9 protein-coding genes are annotated in these 18,562 nt (G+C 51.7%); 5 read left to right on the forward strand and 4 right to left on the reverse strand.

The genetic code is table 11. The features are described from left to right. Positions 1-465: 465 nt before the first annotated feature. The 3 genes from MXE39_RS03780 to fabB form a co-directional block, all read right to left on the reverse strand. Positions 466-822, reverse strand: coding sequence for a hypothetical protein (locus tag MXE39_RS03780; RefSeq protein WP_247073795.1), 357 nt, complete (start codon positions 820-822; stop codon positions 466-468). 1,042 nt (positions 823-1,864) lie between these two features. Beyond that, complete coding sequence (locus MXE39_RS03785; protein ID WP_246977407.1) at positions 1,865-2,989, reverse strand: pseudouridine synthase; 1,125 nt, start codon at positions 2,987-2,989, stop codon at positions 1,865-1,867. A 1,061-nt stretch (positions 2,990-4,050) separates the two neighbouring features. Continuing rightward, positions 4,051-5,265, reverse strand: a complete 1,215-nt coding sequence (gene fabB, locus MXE39_RS03790) for a beta-ketoacyl-ACP synthase I (protein ID WP_246977448.1) — start codon at positions 5,263-5,265, stop codon at positions 4,051-4,053. Positions 5,266-7,124: 1,859 nt separating this feature from the next. On the opposite strand from fabB, the gene MXE39_RS03795 reads away from it, so the two are divergent. The 4 genes from MXE39_RS03795 to MXE39_RS03810 all read left to right on the forward strand — a co-directional run bounded on the left by MXE39_RS03795 (position 7,125) and on the right by MXE39_RS03810 (position 13,406). Next, positions 7,125-8,021 carry a formate/nitrite transporter family protein gene (locus MXE39_RS03795; RefSeq protein ID WP_246977408.1) on the forward strand — a complete coding sequence of 299 codons (897 nt, stop codon included), beginning with the start codon at positions 7,125-7,127 and terminating at the stop codon, positions 8,019-8,021. A 1,420-nt stretch (positions 8,022-9,441) separates the two neighbouring features. After that, positions 9,442-10,350, forward strand: a complete 909-nt coding sequence (locus tag MXE39_RS03800; RefSeq protein WP_246977409.1) for a formate/nitrite transporter family protein — start codon at positions 9,442-9,444, stop codon at positions 10,348-10,350. A gap of 649 nt (positions 10,351-10,999) precedes the next feature. Next, positions 11,000-11,218: a translation initiation factor IF-1 gene (gene infA / locus MXE39_RS03805; protein ID WP_009143043.1), complete on the forward strand. Its 219-nt coding sequence runs from the start codon at positions 11,000-11,002 to the stop codon at positions 11,216-11,218. Positions 11,219-13,256: 2,038 nt separating this feature from the next. Then, positions 13,257-13,406 carry a hypothetical protein gene (locus MXE39_RS03810; protein ID WP_246977410.1) on the forward strand — a complete coding sequence of 50 codons (150 nt, stop codon included), beginning with the start codon at positions 13,257-13,259 and terminating at the stop codon, positions 13,404-13,406. 461 nt (positions 13,407-13,867) lie between these two features. Here MXE39_RS03810 and MXE39_RS03815 read toward each other — a convergent pair whose 3' ends face one another. Continuing rightward, positions 13,868-14,245: a hypothetical protein gene (locus MXE39_RS03815; protein ID WP_246977411.1), complete on the reverse strand. Its 378-nt coding sequence runs from the start codon at positions 14,243-14,245 to the stop codon at positions 13,868-13,870. A 983-nt stretch (positions 14,246-15,228) separates the two neighbouring features. Here MXE39_RS03815 and MXE39_RS03820 point away from each other — a divergent pair. Then, complete coding sequence (locus MXE39_RS03820; protein ID WP_246977412.1) at positions 15,229-18,000, forward strand: hypothetical protein; 2,772 nt, start codon at positions 15,229-15,231, stop codon at positions 17,998-18,000. The last annotated feature ends 562 nt before the right edge of the window (positions 18,001-18,562 follow it).

Here is an 18,562-nt window from a genome sequence, read left to right on the forward strand (position 1 = left end):
GTATATGTCAGACAAGGATCATTACCTGTCTGCATACCATAGATCAGCCTGTACAACCCACTACATCCCCGTGCCCTGCCTTATGCCGCACTTCGCTCATTATCAGCTCCTCCAGAAACACAAAACCCCACGGGAATTTCTTCCTGTGGGGTGTGGCATACCTGCCCAGGGCATGAGCTGGTGCTGACATTGACACCGGTACAGTACTGGTGCTGACACTTCCACCGGTTCTGGTGCCGACAATTGCACCGGTGCTGGTACTGGTGCTGACACTTCCACCGGTTCTGGTGCTGACAATTGCACCGGTGCTGGTACTGGTGCTGACGCTGGCTACGGAGCCTGAGCCGGATCATGACCTGCTTCGGACCTTATGACTGAACATGTTTATTATGCTCAGAGCGTCTCTGAAGAGCATGACCATCATGGGTACTATGGACATCATGGACCTGCTGTGCAGGCTCCATATTAGTCATCAGTCTCAGCGTGCTTGCGGGCCTCTGCAGCCTCTTCGAGATTTTCAATTGCTCCCTGCATGAGCTCAGTATGGAAAGAGGTAATGGTGCTGAGCTGCTCCATGGCGCTGATACGGCTTTCATTGCCCTCAGCATTGCTCATATATCCCAGTACCACTGCCATCTTATCGTAATAGTCGATATAGGCATTATGAGCCTTTTCGGCAGCTGCCATGCACTCTCTGGCATTTTCAGTTTCAGAGCAGCTCTTCTTAAGAGCCTCACAGGTGTCCTCAGCCTGCTTGCCAAGGTAAATCTCAGCTTCCTGAACACAGGCCAGACGGTCATTAAAGGTCTTTGCTCTGTCCATACATCTGTCGTAGCCAGGTGACATGTCAGCAGCGTATGCAACACCAATGAACAGTACTGCTGATACAGCGGCCAAAGCGCATAAAGTCTTTCTCATCATAAAACCTTTTCTCAACTGACCATGAGGGTCAGGCCGTTCCCTTATTTGAGCCGGCTTGAGCACCAGTCGGCATTAAGCATGTGACATTTTGCTGCAACCGGGGAACAGCAACCGGCCTGCAGCAACGCATATCATATCGATAGCAAGGACAAATTATATAAGATCACTATTAGCCCACTATTAGCCGGATTTTAAAGCCTGATTACACAGCATTCACGCTTACATACCATCGCAGCCCATAGTACAAAGTCCGCTTTCTGTTATTTGAACCACCGTCAGTAAAAGACTAATGTCACTGACTGTTCTCCACTCCTGCCCAATGCCCGATGAGCACCGCCCGCACCAGGGCCACGCTCTCCCTGGGCTCGATTATTAACTCTGACGTCATCCCCGGTACAGTTAATTCCCCCGCACCGTGCCCCCTCTCCCCGAACTTGCAGCTCCAGTCCTGAGCGGGCGTTGCTGACAATACGGTCGATACGGTCAATGATGTTAATGGGCTAATTTATCCATGTGGGCTAATCTGGCCAGCGGGCTGCTCTGGCCAGATCCGACTTTCACGTCCCTGCACATACCTGACCGCACATCTGGGTTGCAACCTGCTCTTTAGCTGCAACTTACGTTTATGCCCGCCATAAAGAGCATAGCCCAGAAGCAGCAAAGCCCAATGGCTCAAACCATCAGGCTTTGCAAAACGTGGTACAGACAAATAACTTACCAGGCTTCATGATTGGCATGAGCAACCTGGCTTAACCTGGCAAAAGATGGGGATATCTGGCTTTTGCCGGTACGCCTGGGGAAGTTTGAGCAGGCTGGCTTACACAGAAGCCTGATCATCAGTAATAAGTAAGAGCAATCCTTTGGGCTCAGTAAAAATCGTAGCACTGAACCACAATCCTGTTTTCTTTACTTATTGCTTTATAAAGTATTATCCCCGGATAAATCAGTAGATACGCAGATCGCCGTTCTCGTCCACCTCATCAAAGTCCCCCTCATCACCACAGTCTTCATCACTGGTATCTGATAGCGTGGCTGCCCCTGTTGCAGCTGAGCTGGAGCGGGCATTGCCGTAAATGTCGGCGGCTTCAGGTGTCGAGGCTGAAGCTGCTGCAGCGGCAGCGCCTGCAGTGGAGGCTGCGGCCTGAGCTGCGCGGGCGGCCCGTGCCAGAGCGCAGCTTGACGGCCACCACATTGGGCGTGATACCTCAAGGGCCTCACGGTAGCGCTCCAGAAGCATTTCCAGCTGATCAGGCTGATAGTCATAGCTGGTCAGCAGGGCTTCAATTTCTTCCTCTGACAGGCTGACATATTCACCAAGCTGCTGCTTTTCGTTGAGAGTAAGTGAGCCAATGGCAACACGCACCAGCTCCTGGACCTCACAGCCCACGGTCTCAAACAGGCGCTTGACCTCATGGTAGCGGCCCTCGGTAAGCTGCACGGCTGCCCAGTACTCTGTCTGTCCCTCATTTTCGCCATTGTGGGCAGACACTGGAGCAGCTTCCTGAGGCTCGAAAATATGCAGGGAGCAAGGCAGGTAACGCTTCTTTTCCTCAGGGTGCCTGATACCGGCAGCAAAGCTTTTTACTGCTGATGGAGGAACCTGACGGTCAAGACGGGCAAGGTATACCTTGGAGAGCTGAGTCCTTGGTGAGGTCACGGCATGGTTGAGATCACCATCGTCGGTCACAATGATAAGACCAGTAGTATCAACATCAAGACGGCCTACACAGTGCAGCTGTGTGTGGTGTAATTCGTTTTTGAACAGAGACTGCACAGTATTGAAGTTACGGTCGCGATCAGCACAGACAAAGTTAAAAGGCTTGTTGAGCATGAAAACGCGCTTTTTGAAGGCCTCTGAGGCAGCTACTGCACCTGACTCGTCATCATTAAAACCGGCCACCACAATATGAGCATGCACGCTGATACGGCCGGCGGCATCTGTTACCACCTCATCATCAACTGTTACATCACCATCCTTGATGGCACGGGTAGCCTGCTGACGGCTCATGCCGGTCAGATGGGCCACAATCTTGTCAAGACGCTGAACTTCCTTTGCTGCTTTAGCCACTGTTTTTACTTCCTGAAAAATTATGCAGCACCTTGCGCTGCCGCAGTACCAGAAACCAATAAATCCCGCCCGCCGAGCCATTACCCGGCACTTAACCTGGGCGACCTGCTGCCTCACCACGCCTGTCCCCACCGCACTGCCTGTACAGGTACGCAGCTGAGCATTTTGTGCCATGCCCCGGCTGCAGGCAGAGCACAGTCCCAGTAAAGCCCCGGCTGCAGGCAGAGCACAGTCCCAGTAAAGCCCCGGCTGCAGCCATGCGGGCAGTACCAGTAATGCCCCGACTGCAGGCAGAGCACAGTTCCAGTAATGCCCCGGCTGCAGGCATAAGTGCGGTCCCGGTAATGTTCTGGCAATGCGGGCATGTACAGAGATTCATACCGTAGTAATCTGCACTATGTGTCTGCAGGCAAATCACTCAGGTTTTCTCATGCCCGATATATTGCCTGGCATATCCTGGCAGTACCGGCTGTACACTTTGCCCGGCTGTGAACATATGCTCCACATGCAGTGAGTCTGAGCTTTAAGCAAGCTCTGACCTGAATGGACATACCAGGCAGCAGCGGTACATGCCGGGGCTGGACATGACCAGGCTGGACAGCAGATGGGTCAGCCAGACCTTGTTGCCTTGCCTTGATGCCATACCTGTGCATTAAGTATGAGCTCACCCAGAGCTGATCTGTTACAGAGAGGGCCGCTATGGCCGGCATATTACTTATGACAAAGTTGAGTCTGACAGCTGACAGTGACAGGCGTAAGTGTTATCCCACTTTACGAGTGCGCCCGCAGGGCAGCCCATCAGGCCAGCGGCAAAGGCACAGCTGTGAACAGATGCCGGACGGTATGTCTGCGCTGTCCGGGAGGGCGGCCTGTGCTCAGCTTGATAATAAGACGCAAATGCAGGTATTGCCCTGTCTGCAAAAATGACAAAGGCAAAGTCTCCTTATGCCGGAAACTTTGCCTTGTGTGCTGCCCGGGGAATATGCAATTGCAATTGCATTCGTTCCACGAGAGCCTGGGGCCTGAATGCTGCAGCCTCAGCGGCTGCAGACCTGGGCATGTCAGTCCTGATACTTGCGCAGGATCAGGGTAGCGTTGGTGCCGCCAAAGCCGAAGCTGTTGGACATAATGGTCCTGAGCTGAGCATCACGGGTAGAGGTAACGATATCAAAGCCCTTTGCGTACTCGTCCATCTCGGAGATGTTGATGGATGGAGCGATAAAGCCATTTTCCAGCATCAGCAGAGAGAAAATAGCCTCGTTTACACCGGCAGCGCCCAGAGCGTGACCGGACATGGACTTGGTTGAGGAAATGGCAGGGCACTTGTCGCCAAATACCTCACGGATAGCCTCAAGCTCCTTGTTGTCACCAAGCACGGTAGAAGTACCGTGAGTATTGATGTAATCAACTGGAGTATCGCAGGTAGCCAGAGCGCGCTTCATGCAGCGTACGGCACCCTCGCCTGAAGGGGCAACCATCTCTGCACCGTCGGAGGTGGCACCGCAGCCCACAATCTCAGCGTAGATACGGGCACCACGTGCTCTTGCGTGCTCCTCGGACTCAACAACTACGATACCGCCGCCGGCAGCGATAACAAAGCCGTCACGGTTGGCATCATAGGCACGGGAGGCAGTTGCAGGAACATCGTTGTAACCGCAGGACAGTGCGCCCATGGCATCAAAAAGGCTGGCAATGGTCCAGTCAGCAGCTTCACCGCCACCGGCGAAGACAATGTCATGACGGCCCAGCATAATCTCATCACAGGCTGCCTGGATACAGTGAGCTGAGGTTGCGCAGGCTGAGCTTAAGGAGAAAGAGGCACCCTTAATCTTGAAAGGGGTAGCAAGACAGGCAGAGGTTGTGGAGCTCATGGTCTTGGTTACGGCATAAGGGCCAATCTTCTTGACGCCCTTGGAGCGCAGAATGTCAGCTGACTCTACAGTGGCCTTTGTTGAACCGCCACCTGAACCTACGATAAGACCGGTGCGCTCATTGGAAACATCGGAATCCTCAAGACCGGCATCAGCAATGGCTTCCTTCATGGCGATATAGGAATAGGCAGCTGCCTCACCCATGAAGCGCAGATCACGACGGTCGATATAATCCTTGAAATCAATGTTGACCATGCCTGCTACCTGGGAACGCATGCCCATGGCTGCAAACTCTTCCTCTCTGACGATGCCGGAACGGCCTTGTCGTAAGGATTCAAGCACGGCCTCTTTACCTGTGCCGATACTGGCAACTATTCCTAAACCGGTAATAACTGCTTTACGCAATGCCATCTAGTTTTCTCCAAGCAGACGATCCAAATTAAAGTACTGCCCCTGAGGCTTAGTCATGCTGATTACCTCAGACGTCTACAGCCTGGACAGGGGCTGAATTGACAGGCAGAACATGCTGCCTCTGTCAATTGCTCACAGACCACCACCATAATTACCAGGCGCCCTTGAACAGGACCACGGCGGCCGTGTACTTCGCCAGCATATCCGGCCAGAAAAAGACACAGTAACGACCTGGCGCAAGGAAAAAATGCTGACAGTTAACAAGTCAACTGAAATACAGGAAAAACCTCGTCAGTTCGCCCGTATGATCATTGATTAGCAAAAAATACAGCTGAGCTGTTATGGCAGTACGGCAAGCCACAGTGGCAAACCGGCACAACCGCAAAATATGATAGCACAGCCTCAATAGACTTTAAAAATTACGGATGTGCCAGATCATGCATAAGACTTACCAGCTCTCCACATGAGCCCAGGTAAACCCAGGCAGCACACTGTGCACGCAGGACAGGCAGGCAAGACATTCATGCAGCCTGTACATTTGCCCCTCTGCCCCTGCAGGCTGGACATAAAGGCAAGTAAGCATGGTATGACATGGCGCCTGGCCGCCAGCCGTCGCCAGCTTTTACAGCAAGAGTATGACAGGCAGTAAGGACATGCATGTCCCGGCAAGGTCCGGCACCTCACACCAGGAAAAAGTGCAGCATGCCGGCTATGAGCTATAAGCATCAGGCCGTTTGAGGCTCTGCCTGTCTGGGGGCATCAGACCTGTTGGGTCTCTGCCTGTCTGTGGGCATCAGACCTGTTGGGTCTCTGCCTGTCTGTGGGCATCAGACCTGTTGATGTATTGCCAGTCCATGGACCGCTGCCAGGATACATCTTCAGGAGCATGACCAGGCTTGTCAGAGCAATTAGCAGCTAAGGCCATTGCTGCATGACCAGAGCAAGAACAGTATCTGATCTCCTGGTCGTGGCCTGTGTTTATGCGTGAGCTGTGCTCTGCAGAAGTAAGTGGCATAACTGCATGCCATCCAGGGGGCCAGGCCACAATACTGTACAGCCATGGCAGCTGCAGACTTTGAGGGACTGAATCAGACATGCGGCTTGATATCTGTCTGTGCCTGCAGTCATGTCAGCAGCTGACAGCTTCCTGCAACAGACAGCGCCCGCCCCTGACAGCAAGTCCCTGTTACTCCATGCCGGTACGGGGCTGTGCAGCCCCACTTTTCAGTCCCTTTCAGCCCTTTTCTCAGGGCAGCTGTTTTAGACAGCCTGCCTGAGCAATGCACAGCTTAATCATGGCAGGCACTGCTACCCATCCAGGCAAGGCCGGCCAGAGCATGCGGTTCAGCACGGGCCAGCACAGCTGTGCTCAGATTAGACACAGCTGCTCACGGCGCATTATTCATATACAGGATAAGCGCATACAGGCAAAGCCAAAGCCATCAGTGCTCTAGTACTGGCCATGAATACGGCGTATATCCAGGCCGGACAAAGTGAAACTTTTTTATCAAAAACATAGTGTTTTACTGTATGGGAGCGGGCGCTGAGGCTGGCTACCTGGGAAAAATGACCAGCTGATAATGGATTTAATGTCTGGCGCCCTGGCCTTTGTTACAATACGCGCCGTCTGTATCTGGCTTTCCCCATTCACGCTGTCGGGGATAAGTGCCCTTTGCAGGACAGCAATACTTCTCAGGTCCGGCTCTCTGAGAGTTCTGCCGGACGGCCGTCATGAACGGTTAAATGGTTAGCGTCAGCATGTCACCGGGCAGACAGTCTGCCAGGCTGCAGCACAGTGCCCTGAAGCTGTCTGTGCACAGATGACATGCATCAGACATCCAAGGAGCTCCCATATGCGTACCGATTCCCTTTTCTACGAATTTACCGTCAAGTCCCTGCTGCCAGGCATAGTGCTTGGTCTTGCCTGCGTAATCTACGTTGCCTCTCCAATCAAATACATTGGTTCCTTTCTCTTCTCCCTTGGTCTGCTGACCATCATGGTCAAAGAGTACTACCTGTATACAGGCAAGGTGGGAGACTGGACGCCACAGTCGACCTTCAGACTGCTCTACATGTTTGTCCTTAACGGTACGGCCTGTGCCGCTACTGCATGGCTCTTTACCAATACCCGTATTGATCTGTCTGCAGCTCAGGACCTTGCGGCTTACAAGCTCAATGACAACATGCTCTCATCCTTTATTCTGGCTGTAGGCTGCGGTGCCATGATGCACATTGCCTATTACGGCTTCCACAAGGGTAAGAATCCTCTGTATGTCATCATGCCGGTCATGTTCTTTATTCTGGCAGGATTTGAGCACAGCATTGCTGACTGCGGCGTATTTGCCATGGCCGAAGTGGACATGACACTTACCGACTGGACCCGCCTTGGAGTAATTGTGCTGGGCAATGCCGTAGGCACACTGGTGTTCACCAAATTTATCCCTAACCCTCAGGCCCATCCGGTACCATTCCTTTTTAAGTCTGACCTCTACCGCGACAGCCACCATATTGCCCGTGCCATGGTTGCAAGCCAGCAGACCGGGCTCCAGCAGCAGACTGACGCAGAGGCCACCACCCAGGCTACTGCCTCGGTCACTGCCCACACAGCTCCAGTCTCTCAGGCATCCGAGCCAGCCTCCCCAACCCCGCACGCCCCAAGCTTTGATATCAACCCGGCCAGCAACGCAGCCGTACAGCCAGCAGTGGTCACGGTAGCCGTTGAGACCTCTGCAGACAAGCGCGACCTCTAATCCCCCCGCACAGCATCATGAAGGTGCTGTCCCAATATCCCACTGCAGCGTCTCCCGACGCTGCAGCAACCCCCCACCACTTCCCGGCCCCATCAAGACACAAACCCTTCCCTGCAATACCTGAAATATCTGCATATCTTAGAAATGCCTGCAATAACAGGGATACCTGCAATCCCTGGAATAACTGCATATCTGCATGCCAGCGCAGCCACGTAACCTTCTGCACACTGAGCCAAAGGCATCAGATCCACGGTCTGATAATCAATTGAGCACAGTCACCTCAGCACGCAGGGCTGGAAATATACATGCCCGTGTACTTAAGCAAAATATGATATTTATGCCGATTACCAGGCACTAGCACACCAATAATGTCCAAGCATGTTTGTTTTGGGCAGTTTTTCCCAGCACATGAGGTGCATTTTGGAGGCGAAATTACTACTTTATTCCCGATTTTGGGGAAAAATTCAAAATACGTCACAAATTCTGTAAAAACCTGATAAACAGGCCATAAATAGAAAAAGGCTCCTTGTTAAACTGTTAAAAAAACTAACAATCACAGTTAAGGAACCTTTATGACCAACATACTAGCAAGAATCAAGTCATTAGGCTATGGGAAATATATGGCATTACCTCTGCGCCATACGCTCAGACCTGAATACAGAAGGCACTACAGCCCGCCCACCTACCTACCTACCTACCTACCTACCCCAAGGCTGCTCCTGCCATGGGCACTTTCTGCATGGCATACCACCACAGCATCACCTGCCCCTCTTTAAACAGACAGAGAGCACGAAACAACCACACTGTGCGATACAAATCACAGGCTCGCATGCCTGATTGGAGATAACACTCTGGTAACGGTTATGACTGAGGTGAGGATGACACTCTGGTACCGGTCAGGGCTGAGGCGGGGATGACACTCTGGTAACGGTCAGGGCTGAGGCGGCGATGACACTCTGGTATCCGTCAGGACTGAGGCGGGGATGACACTCTGGTATCCGTCAGTGTTGAAGCGAGGATGACACTCTGGTATCCGTCATGGCTGAAGCGAGGATGACACTCTGGTATCCGTCAGGACTGGGCGGGGATGACACTCTGGTATCGGTCAGGGCTGATGTCCTGGCACTGACAGACAGCAGTTTCAGGCTGTCCTGATTAGAAAGGCATGGCACGAGAAGTCTGTGCTGAAGATTTTATGATGCTTTTGGCAGCGGGCTTTGCTACAATACGCGCCGCTCATTCAGTGGTCATAAGGGCCACAACTTTCAGTACTTTTGAGCTCTAAAAACCCGTAAATACGGGTTTTTATTTAGGATAATAGTGATAAATCTTATCAAAAACAGATGTTTATCCGCTGTTGCAATTCAGCCATGAATTGACCCTGCCTCTGTTTTTGAGCCCCAGCTTTAGCAGATACAGTATGCAAAAAGATTCTCTTTTCTATATTTTCACAGTCAAATCCCTGCTGGCCGGCATGCTTATTGGCCTTGGTTGCGTTGCCTACGTAGCCTCCCCCGTCAAGTATGTGGGTTCCTTTCTTTTCTCTCTGGGTCTGCTGACCATCATGGTCAAAAGCTACTTTCTGTATACCGGCAAGATAGGAGACTGGACCTTACAGTCCACCCTGCGCCTTGTTTACATGTTTGTACTCAACGGCCTTGCCTGTGCAGCCACTGCATGGATCTTCACTCATACCCGTATTGATCTTGGCAATGCAGCTCATGTAGCTGAGCTCAAGCTCAATGACACCATGCTCTCATCATTCATCCTGGCAGCCGGCTGCGGCGCCATGATGCATATTGCCTATTACGGATATACCAGAGGCAAGCATCCCCTGTATGTCATCATGCCGGTAATGTTCTTCATGCTGGCAGGATTTGAGCACTCTGTGGCCAACTGCGGCTTCTTTGCCATGGCCGGTGTCGATATGACTGCAACTGACTGGAGCCGCCTTGCCCTGATTGCCCTTGGAAATGCTGTCGGAGCTCTGGTATTTACCCGCCTGCTTTCTGACCCTCAGGCCCATGCTGTACCACCACTGTTTGAGTCTGACCTCAAATACGACCCTCACCACAGCAAATCTCACGGCAACTGCCACACTCCAGCCGGAACAGCCACTGCATGTACTGCAGTCTCCTCATCCTCAGGCAACAGTCATCAGGCCGAAGGTCATTATGGCGCACCTGCCGCTGCGGCTGCCATGGCCATGGCAGCCCTGACCACCTCTGCAGTACCGGTTCAGACCAGCGCCATGAGTGACGTCCAGAGCGCCTCTGTGGTCCATCAGAATCAGAGCACAGGCTCAGGGCGCACTCAGGAGCGCATCTGACCCGAGCCCATCTGACCGGCAGTGAAACCACCATGGCGGCCTGACCGGGCCGGGGAGCTTGCAGGGGCAGGGTAATACCAGTGGGAAATCATGGAACAGATGGCTCCATAACCCCCTGTAGCCATGATGACCCTGAGGTTATGAGTGTCCCTGACAGCCCATATGGCCCTGGTGGCCATAATGTTATGCATTGCACCGAGGGCCATGAGCATATGAGTAGCCCTGACAGCCATTATGGCTCTGATATAACGTATGGTCTGCACTCCCATGATTACAGGATTATGGCCTGCACTTTTGGCCACTGTTAAGGCAGGTGACAGCTCACGGCCGCTCAGAGCCGCCTCGTCAGGTACAGTCTGCCTGATGGCAAGAACACTCCGGCAATGATGTTCAGATGAAATGGCTGTTATGGGCGGGCGCTGACAGCCATTTTTACAGGTGGGCAAAGTTTTCATCTAAAGCGCCTATTTGGGCGCTCATAGTGTATAATAAGCCCGTTTTTTTCAGGCGTTTAGCGCTGGAACACGGGTTTTTGGCAGCAGAATACTGGCCTTAATTCCCTTATCCTGACGCTTTCACAATAGTGAAATGGCACTTCAGGAACGCTTCTGCGGGCTAAACTCAATGTTTACTTCATAACTCATTTTTTATGGCAAAAGAAGAAAGTATCGAGATGCAGGGCACCGTTCTTGAGACCCTGCCAAATACCACCTTTAGGGTTCAGCTGGAAAACGGCCACATTGTTATGGCTCACATCTCCGGCAAGATGCGCAAGAACTACATCCGTATCTTAACTGGCGACAAGGTAACCGTTCAGATCACTCCTTATGATCTGACCAAGGGCCGCATCACTTTCCGCGCCCGTTAATACCTGCTCCTCTGCCTGCAGTGCAGAGCGCAATATGCCTCCCTCACCAGAGCCTGACAGCCCTGGTATGACGGACCAGCACGCGCATAACACCAGCAAAAGACCTTATTTCACCTGCCAGGGTGAAAAAGCCTTTTTGTTCTTTGGCACTTGTAAAGCTCTCTACGCAGGTCTTTGCAAGTGCCAAACGCATTTCAGGGCCCCATAAAAACCATCCCACTATCCCCGCTATCCAATCTATCCCCTAATCTTCCCGCTGCAGAGCATCCTGAATCTGCCAGACACCGGCTCCATGCACCTATGACGCACCTGCAGAGCGTCCCGAATCTGCCAGACTCTCCACCAGGCCGGAAAGCCAGCTCCATCACATAATGCCGCTCTACAGAGCATCCAGTATCTGCACATGCTAAATCCCAGGCTGGAAACCCGGCGTCATCCCATGATGACTCCCGTGCAAAGCAGACTGTTTCTAACAGGCCTGAAACCAGGTTTGAGCAGATTGCAAGATGGCTGAAATAGCCGAAGCACAAGGCCTCACCAAGCCATCGAATACCTATTAGCTCAGGACTCAAGACACCTCAATGGACTTAATGATTTGCGCTGCACTGCGCCACTATCACAGCCGCGCTGCATAGTGCAGTGCCGGATAAGTGAGATGGGTCATATATTTCTTAGCTGAGCTTAGCTGAGTCCATCAGACTACAGAGGTCAACTGATTGCCGGGCCTGGTACCCTTAAGATCATAAGACTGCAGCTGAGTGGCGACTGGCAGCTACAGATGGACGGCGACTGGTATCTGAAGCTGCGAGACAAATGGCCCTACAGCTGGTGGCTACAGATACTGGCAGCTGTGAGACAAATAGCCCTACAGCTGCTGGCTACTGATACCTGCAGCTGTAAGACAAATAGCCCTACAGCTGGTGGACACTGCTATCTGCAGCTGGGTGAGACGTGTGGTATCCGCAGCTTTAAAAGGACCGTCATTTTTGGCTGCAGGGCAGACAGCTTAAAACAGAGGTGATTCAAGCTGCTACAGGTCAAATTTGACGACATTGCATGATATATGAGTGTCAGTCTTATCAAGGCCTGTTGATGGGGCCTGGATGCGATTTTTCCAGTTCAAGCGTAATTTTATTTAAATTGGCAGTCGGGTGTAGCGCTCGGCATTTTTGCCTGAAATATCGTTAATTTTGAGTCCATGGGTAATGGCCGGCAAAAATTATTTTTTACCGCCGCCATTAAGTGATCGTGATCCCACTTTCCATTGTTACCGCGTAACATTGTGACATACATAGCATTTTGCATTTTTCTCTAGCACAACAGATCAAAAAACTACGTCATCTTTGCCTGTCTTGCCCGGTCCTGGGACTAATGCTAATTTAATTGCGTCGGCTGCGGGAAGCTGCAAATTTCTGTGGCTGACACAGTAATGATGAGCCTTTATTTGAAACACAATAAGACTCAGACTTACACTTTACAAACGAAAAGTTCTATTATAGATGCACATAATGACATCAAAGACGGCCATTTTGAGCTGAAGAACGACCAATTTACTTAGTTCAGAGTATCTGCCCGAAATTATGTGACCATGGCCTGCAGGCAGCAATGAAGCGAGATTCAGCCAGATAAATTGCTGAATATAACAGCTGCTGCGAGTCCTTTATGGTCTGTCAGATGAAAGTACATAATTTTGACCTCTGCTTAATGTGAGCACGCTATCTTAAACGTGCAAAGGCTGGAACAGCCATACTGCAAAAGATCTTTAGCCCCCTGTGACTGAAGCAGCTGGAGCAAACTCATGCTCATATGCCTCCAGGGCATATGCATTGCCCGGCACTGACAGGGTTCTGCCTGATTATGTGGATAAGGAAGCATTAGAGCACCTTGCCTGAATGCTTTTGCCTGTACGGTTACGTACCAGTACCTCTGATTCCGCAAAAAACTCACACAAGCATTTACTTTGTCGTGTCCGCTGCTTAAGCCTCAGAGGGCATCAACTGAGCACAAGAGAATGACAACCAAACACAGGTCCTTATCATTGATTAAAATTGTTGCTGGAATTATTATTTCCCTGGTTTTACTCTCCGGAGCATCAGTTGTTATTGCCAGCTACCATGTAGTAGATCACCAGGAAAGTCCTCAGGACCCTGTCACCGCCAGCGATATCATCAATACAGTACTGAGCTGATCTGCGATCACTCCAGCAATGCAGGCATGCACAGCTGCCCTTTGTTGACCTTAGCTGACCTTATCTGCCCCGAAAGGCCCACCACATCTATCCTGGGCACATCCAGTCCGCCCTGCCCCTGGTAGAACCATACCAGTTCCCTCAAGGTACCGCCGCTCTCTTGCTATATCACTGGTACCTGCTGTTGCAGCCCTGCTGCAAAACCATACCGCCCCCGCTCGTAAACTCCCTAGGCTGCAAAGCCAGCCTCTCGTCCGCGCATCACCTGAAGCACAGGCATCGGTCCATAACAGGCGTCGCTGACCTTATATTTGCCTTATTGCCCTGTTATCCAGCCATAGCACTGGCTCAAAGCATTTCATTTAAGATCACAGGCCATTACCGGCTCATAAAGCGCCAGATTTTTACAGATTCCGGGCTTCAGTCAGACCGCTGCCAGCAGACCAGGGCTGTCGTGCCTGTCACGTAGTGCACCCCCTCCGTGCCTTTCCTGAGCGCACTTCTTCCAGTCCAGTTTCGGAGCGCAGTTCTGCCATGTCTATCCAGGAGCGCAGTTCTTCCATTCCTGTTTCGGGGCGCAGTTCTGCCATGTCTGTCCAGGAGCGCAGTTCTGCCATTCCTGTTTCGGTGCATAGTTCTGCCATGTCTGTCCAGGGGCGCAGTTCTGCCATTCCTGTTTCGGTGCATAGTTCTGCCATGTCTATCCAGGGGCGCAGTTCTGCCATGTCTATCCCAGCGCCATGGCATGGCATTTCTGTCTTCTTATGCCCTGGAGCGATGCTCTGTCCTGCATTCATTTCACGGCATGACAATACTTTAATGGCTAAAAAACCTCTCACAGCAGGGCGGCACTGCTGAGTTGAGCCATGCTGCAAGACGGCCTTCTCTTACCTTTACAGCCCTTTCCATACCGATCCTCTCAATGAAATGCCGCCATCAAGCCATATTGCCCCGTTCCTGTTATTGCAGGCATGGATGTAAAGTCGTGTATAAGTGACTTGTCCATGGTTCAGCGGCCTTATCTGCCTTTTGCTGCAATTGGACTCAGGTTTATGCGTGGCAATGGGACTGTGGGATTATGACAGGCATTGCCCTGTGAGTTTACAGAGTAGGGATCAGCCAGGCTGAGGACGAGCGTAGCAAGCGGGACACAAAAGGCTGTCAATTAATGCAAATTCACTGATATATATCGTATTCGTGCACTTTTATGGATATCCAGGTCCGTCTTTGACTTTCATCATGATTGCATTTAAGCTATTTTGCTAAGCCGAATTTTAAAGCTCTGATATTTTCAGGGCGGTCATAGACAAAACTCTGCAGTACTTTTCTGTGTTACGACGCGTATTACCGTTTTTTACTGACAGCCCCTGCCAGTGGCTGTTTTGCGTCTGGCTGCTACTGCAGTTTCAGGTTAAAACAATACATTCCGGTGCTGCACCTCAATCAGGAATCAAGATGCCTGAGCACCACGATTTGACAGTTTTTAAGGCACACCTGTGTTCCTGAGAGCAGCTGCTATCAAGCCATAATGCCTGTTAGCTCCCATGTTTCCATATGGGTCAATTTCAGTCACGGGCGCGTTTTTTGCTTACAAAAGGCCATTGCCCAGGTATTAAACTATGGCTGTAAGACAGGTTTGTTATGCCATGCATGCCACAGTTCAGGGCGACATAATTTTTAATTTTAATAGGAGCATACAGGCTCAGGCCTGTTGATTACTGATTTGCTGTACCCAGACATTAAGTGTTCTTACAAGCTGACAGACAGCACCGGCTCACGAGCCTCAGTCCGAGTTATTGCATATAACCTGGACCATACTGTCATGTCTGCTCAGCAGCAAAATAAGGCTCCTGCCACAGACACCTGCCCCAAGTCACTGATTAACCACGACTCAAACGAATCAGCTGACGGCAAATGTTTGGCCTCAGGCCTTTCTCTGGTCTGCAAAAAAGCACTTTCATCCCTTTCCCGTCTTTCAGGTCGTACCACTGCGGCCTCCGCAGCCGCTGTGGCTACAGCGCTGACCCTCAGTTCTCCTGCATATGCAGAATCATCTACTCTTGCTGCCGCTGCCCATGCCGCTGAGGAAGTAATCGATGAGACCGATGCCAGAGTGTCCATGGAGACGGCATCCGAACTGCTGATTAACAGCCCTCATCTTGATTACGAGCGCGTGCTTTTTGAGCAGCACAATCAGATTGCAGCCAATTACAACAACAATTACGAAACCATTCTCAAGTACAAGCAACCGGCCAACAAGAGCGAAAAGTGCCTGGTAGCCTCGGATCTGCTTGACGGTATTCTGCTGCCCAACTCCATCCTGTTCTGGGAAGGCTCCTGCCGAGACGATCGCGCCGAGGGCTTTGGCCGCGTCTATGTCATTTCTTCAGGCCGCAAGACCTTTGAAATGCTGACCAACTTCCACTCAGACGAGCCTCAGTACACCACTACCTACTACACCAGGAATACCCGCATCGATTCTCGTACTATCTACTTCTACGGCAAGTCCAACCGCTTCCAGAGCAGTGGCATTCTTATTACCGAAAGCCGCGTGGACGGAGATCTGCTGGTTGGTATGCAGACAGTCAACAAGACCAGTCTCATCACCTGGCAAAAAGAGACTTCCCGTAACTCCAAGTATGTACTGAACATCAAGGATTATGGCAATTACGTCCACTTCATCCATGATCTGATAAATACCCCATACCGATCTCTGGCCATTTCCTATCGCATGACCAACCGCACCAATGGTCAGAATCTTGGTTACTCCTTTACAGGTCAGTCCGATGGCATAGTGCTGGGCAAATTTACCGACCGCAGTGGCATAACTGATGACAGCGCCATTCCGTCAGATATTCTCAATCATGTAATCGAACTCAACCGCAATATAGATTTCAATGTTGAGGGCGCCCTCAAAAACGTTATTGAAGCCCTGCCTGTTGTTGAGGCCTACAAGACTGTAGTGTGCAATGATTCCTATCAGAATCCTCTGTGCACCAAGATGAAGTGCAAGGAAATCTGCTCAAGTCAGAACGCGACTTCACCTGAAAGTCCGGCTGTAAAGGAATTGCTGCTGCGCCTTGTTGATCACCATAACAACAGACCACTGATTTCCTATCTGAGCAAAGCTCAGAACATGCAGAATTCTATGGGCGATGCAGCCAGCTCATCTGATCCTCAGCTAAGCGATCTGCTTTTACAGCCAAAGAATGATGGTATTGACTCCGCCAGCACTGGCGCTGTGGCTCAGGCTGGATCATTAACAGCTCAGTCGGGAACTTCACCGCTCAAGAATTTTACTGTTGATGATGCCTATAATCTGGGACAGCAACAGGGGGTAAATCCAGGCGCACCTCTGCCAGAATTTAATACTCACGGATCGGGCGTAGCCTCCTCTCAGGGATCTGTTTTTGATAATGCCGGCAGCTCTTTTGGCAGCCATGCCGCTGCAGATCATGCTGCTAACAACAACCTTTATCAGGCTCAGGGTCCATCTTTGCTCGATGAGGGCAACAGAAAGTACCCGCCAGCAGATCGTAATTTACAGCGCAGTGCACCTCCTAAGAGCAACAGCGTCTTTAACGATCCACTCTCGGATCGCAGCCGTGCTGAAGCATCAGCAAGACTGCAGGAGCGCATTGATCGTGAGCGCGCCCAGAACGAAGAGGCTCAGGCCAGGATGCGTGAGGCAAAGGCCAGAGAGCCAGATCGTCAGAGCGCAAGACAGGCTCCACGTGACCCTCTGTCTGAAAAGACCAGTGCAGAGGCAGAGGCCAGACTCCAGCAGCGCATTGACCATGAAAGAGCCCAGTTAAATGCCGCAGAGGCTCGACAGAAAGCTCTAGAGCGTCAGCAACAGCAGGATTATATTGAAATGCGCCGTCAAGGGGATCTCTTTGACCGCGACTTCCCGGTAATAGACTTCAGTCAGGTTGATGAAAATGAGCCAACCAACGATCCTGCAGCTCCACAAAGAAAGCCGCAGGGACCGTCCCAGCGCAGCTTTACACCAGACATGACCGGAGCACCTGATTTTTCCAAGCGCTACGAAAAGCCATCTCAGGCTATTGATTTCAGTCAGGTTGATGAAAATGAGCCAACCGGCGATCCTGCAGCTCCACAAAGAAAGCCGCAAGGACCGTCCCAGCGCAGCTTTACACCAGACATGACCGCAGCACCTGATTTTTCCGAGCGCTACGAAAAGCCATCTCAGGCTATTGATTTCAGTAATATCAATGATGGAACTGACAACAACACTGAGAAGGTTATTGATCGCAGCAATTATCAGACTGATATAGAAAAGCGCCGTGCCGAGCAGGCGGCCATGCGCAATAAGGCTGCACAGCAGCGCCGTGAACAGCAGACTCTGGAGGGCTATCAGGCACGTCGTGATCCTCTTTCCGATCAGAGCCGTGCTGAGGCCAGTGAGCGTCTGCAGTCCCGCATAGACAAACAGCGTGCTCAAAGTGAAGCTGAAGCTGCCGAGCGTCGCGCCCGCGACCGCCAGCGTCAGGAAGAGATCATGGAGTACCGCCGCAGCGGCGACCGCTACAGCGCCCCATCTCCAGTGATTGACTTCAGTCAGGTCGAATAGCAACACAACACCAGCGTCGCACCACGCCGTCCTCCCCCGGGCACTGCCGCTCCAGGGCTGAGACTGGCTGCGCTGCGGCCCGCCATGCTGGTAAAATACCCCATAATCAGGGCAGATCCCCACAAGGATCTGCCCTGCTGCATTTATGAACTGACAAAACAGCTATCAGAGCTCATTCCCGCCAGTCTGCGCCCCACCCCGCCATCCTACTGCTGACTTACAGCCCCACCTGCATGCCATAAGCTCCGGCCAGCTGCCAGACTACAAGCTGCAAGGCACACTCAAGCACTCCCAGATAATCCAGCATCATGCCATGCTCATAAATATGGCCCCACAACGGGGCAGTATTACCATGATATGCTGCAAAAGTGTGCATAAGGCAGTGACAGCCGCCTTTACAGGGCTTTTGCAGCTGTTTAGACCGCCTTACTGACTGTGAGCCAGGTCTTTTTAGGTTAGGATATGTGCCAGCAATCAGACCTCGGGCCCAGGCACGCTGCCATGAGTACAGGCTACAGTTTGCAGTGCTCAAGGCGCCGCCAGGGTACCCCGGCGGATATGT

The organism is Anaerobiospirillum sp. NML120511, from assembly GCF_023050955.1.
Classification (GTDB): domain Bacteria; phylum Pseudomonadota; class Gammaproteobacteria; order Enterobacterales; family Succinivibrionaceae; genus Anaerobiospirillum.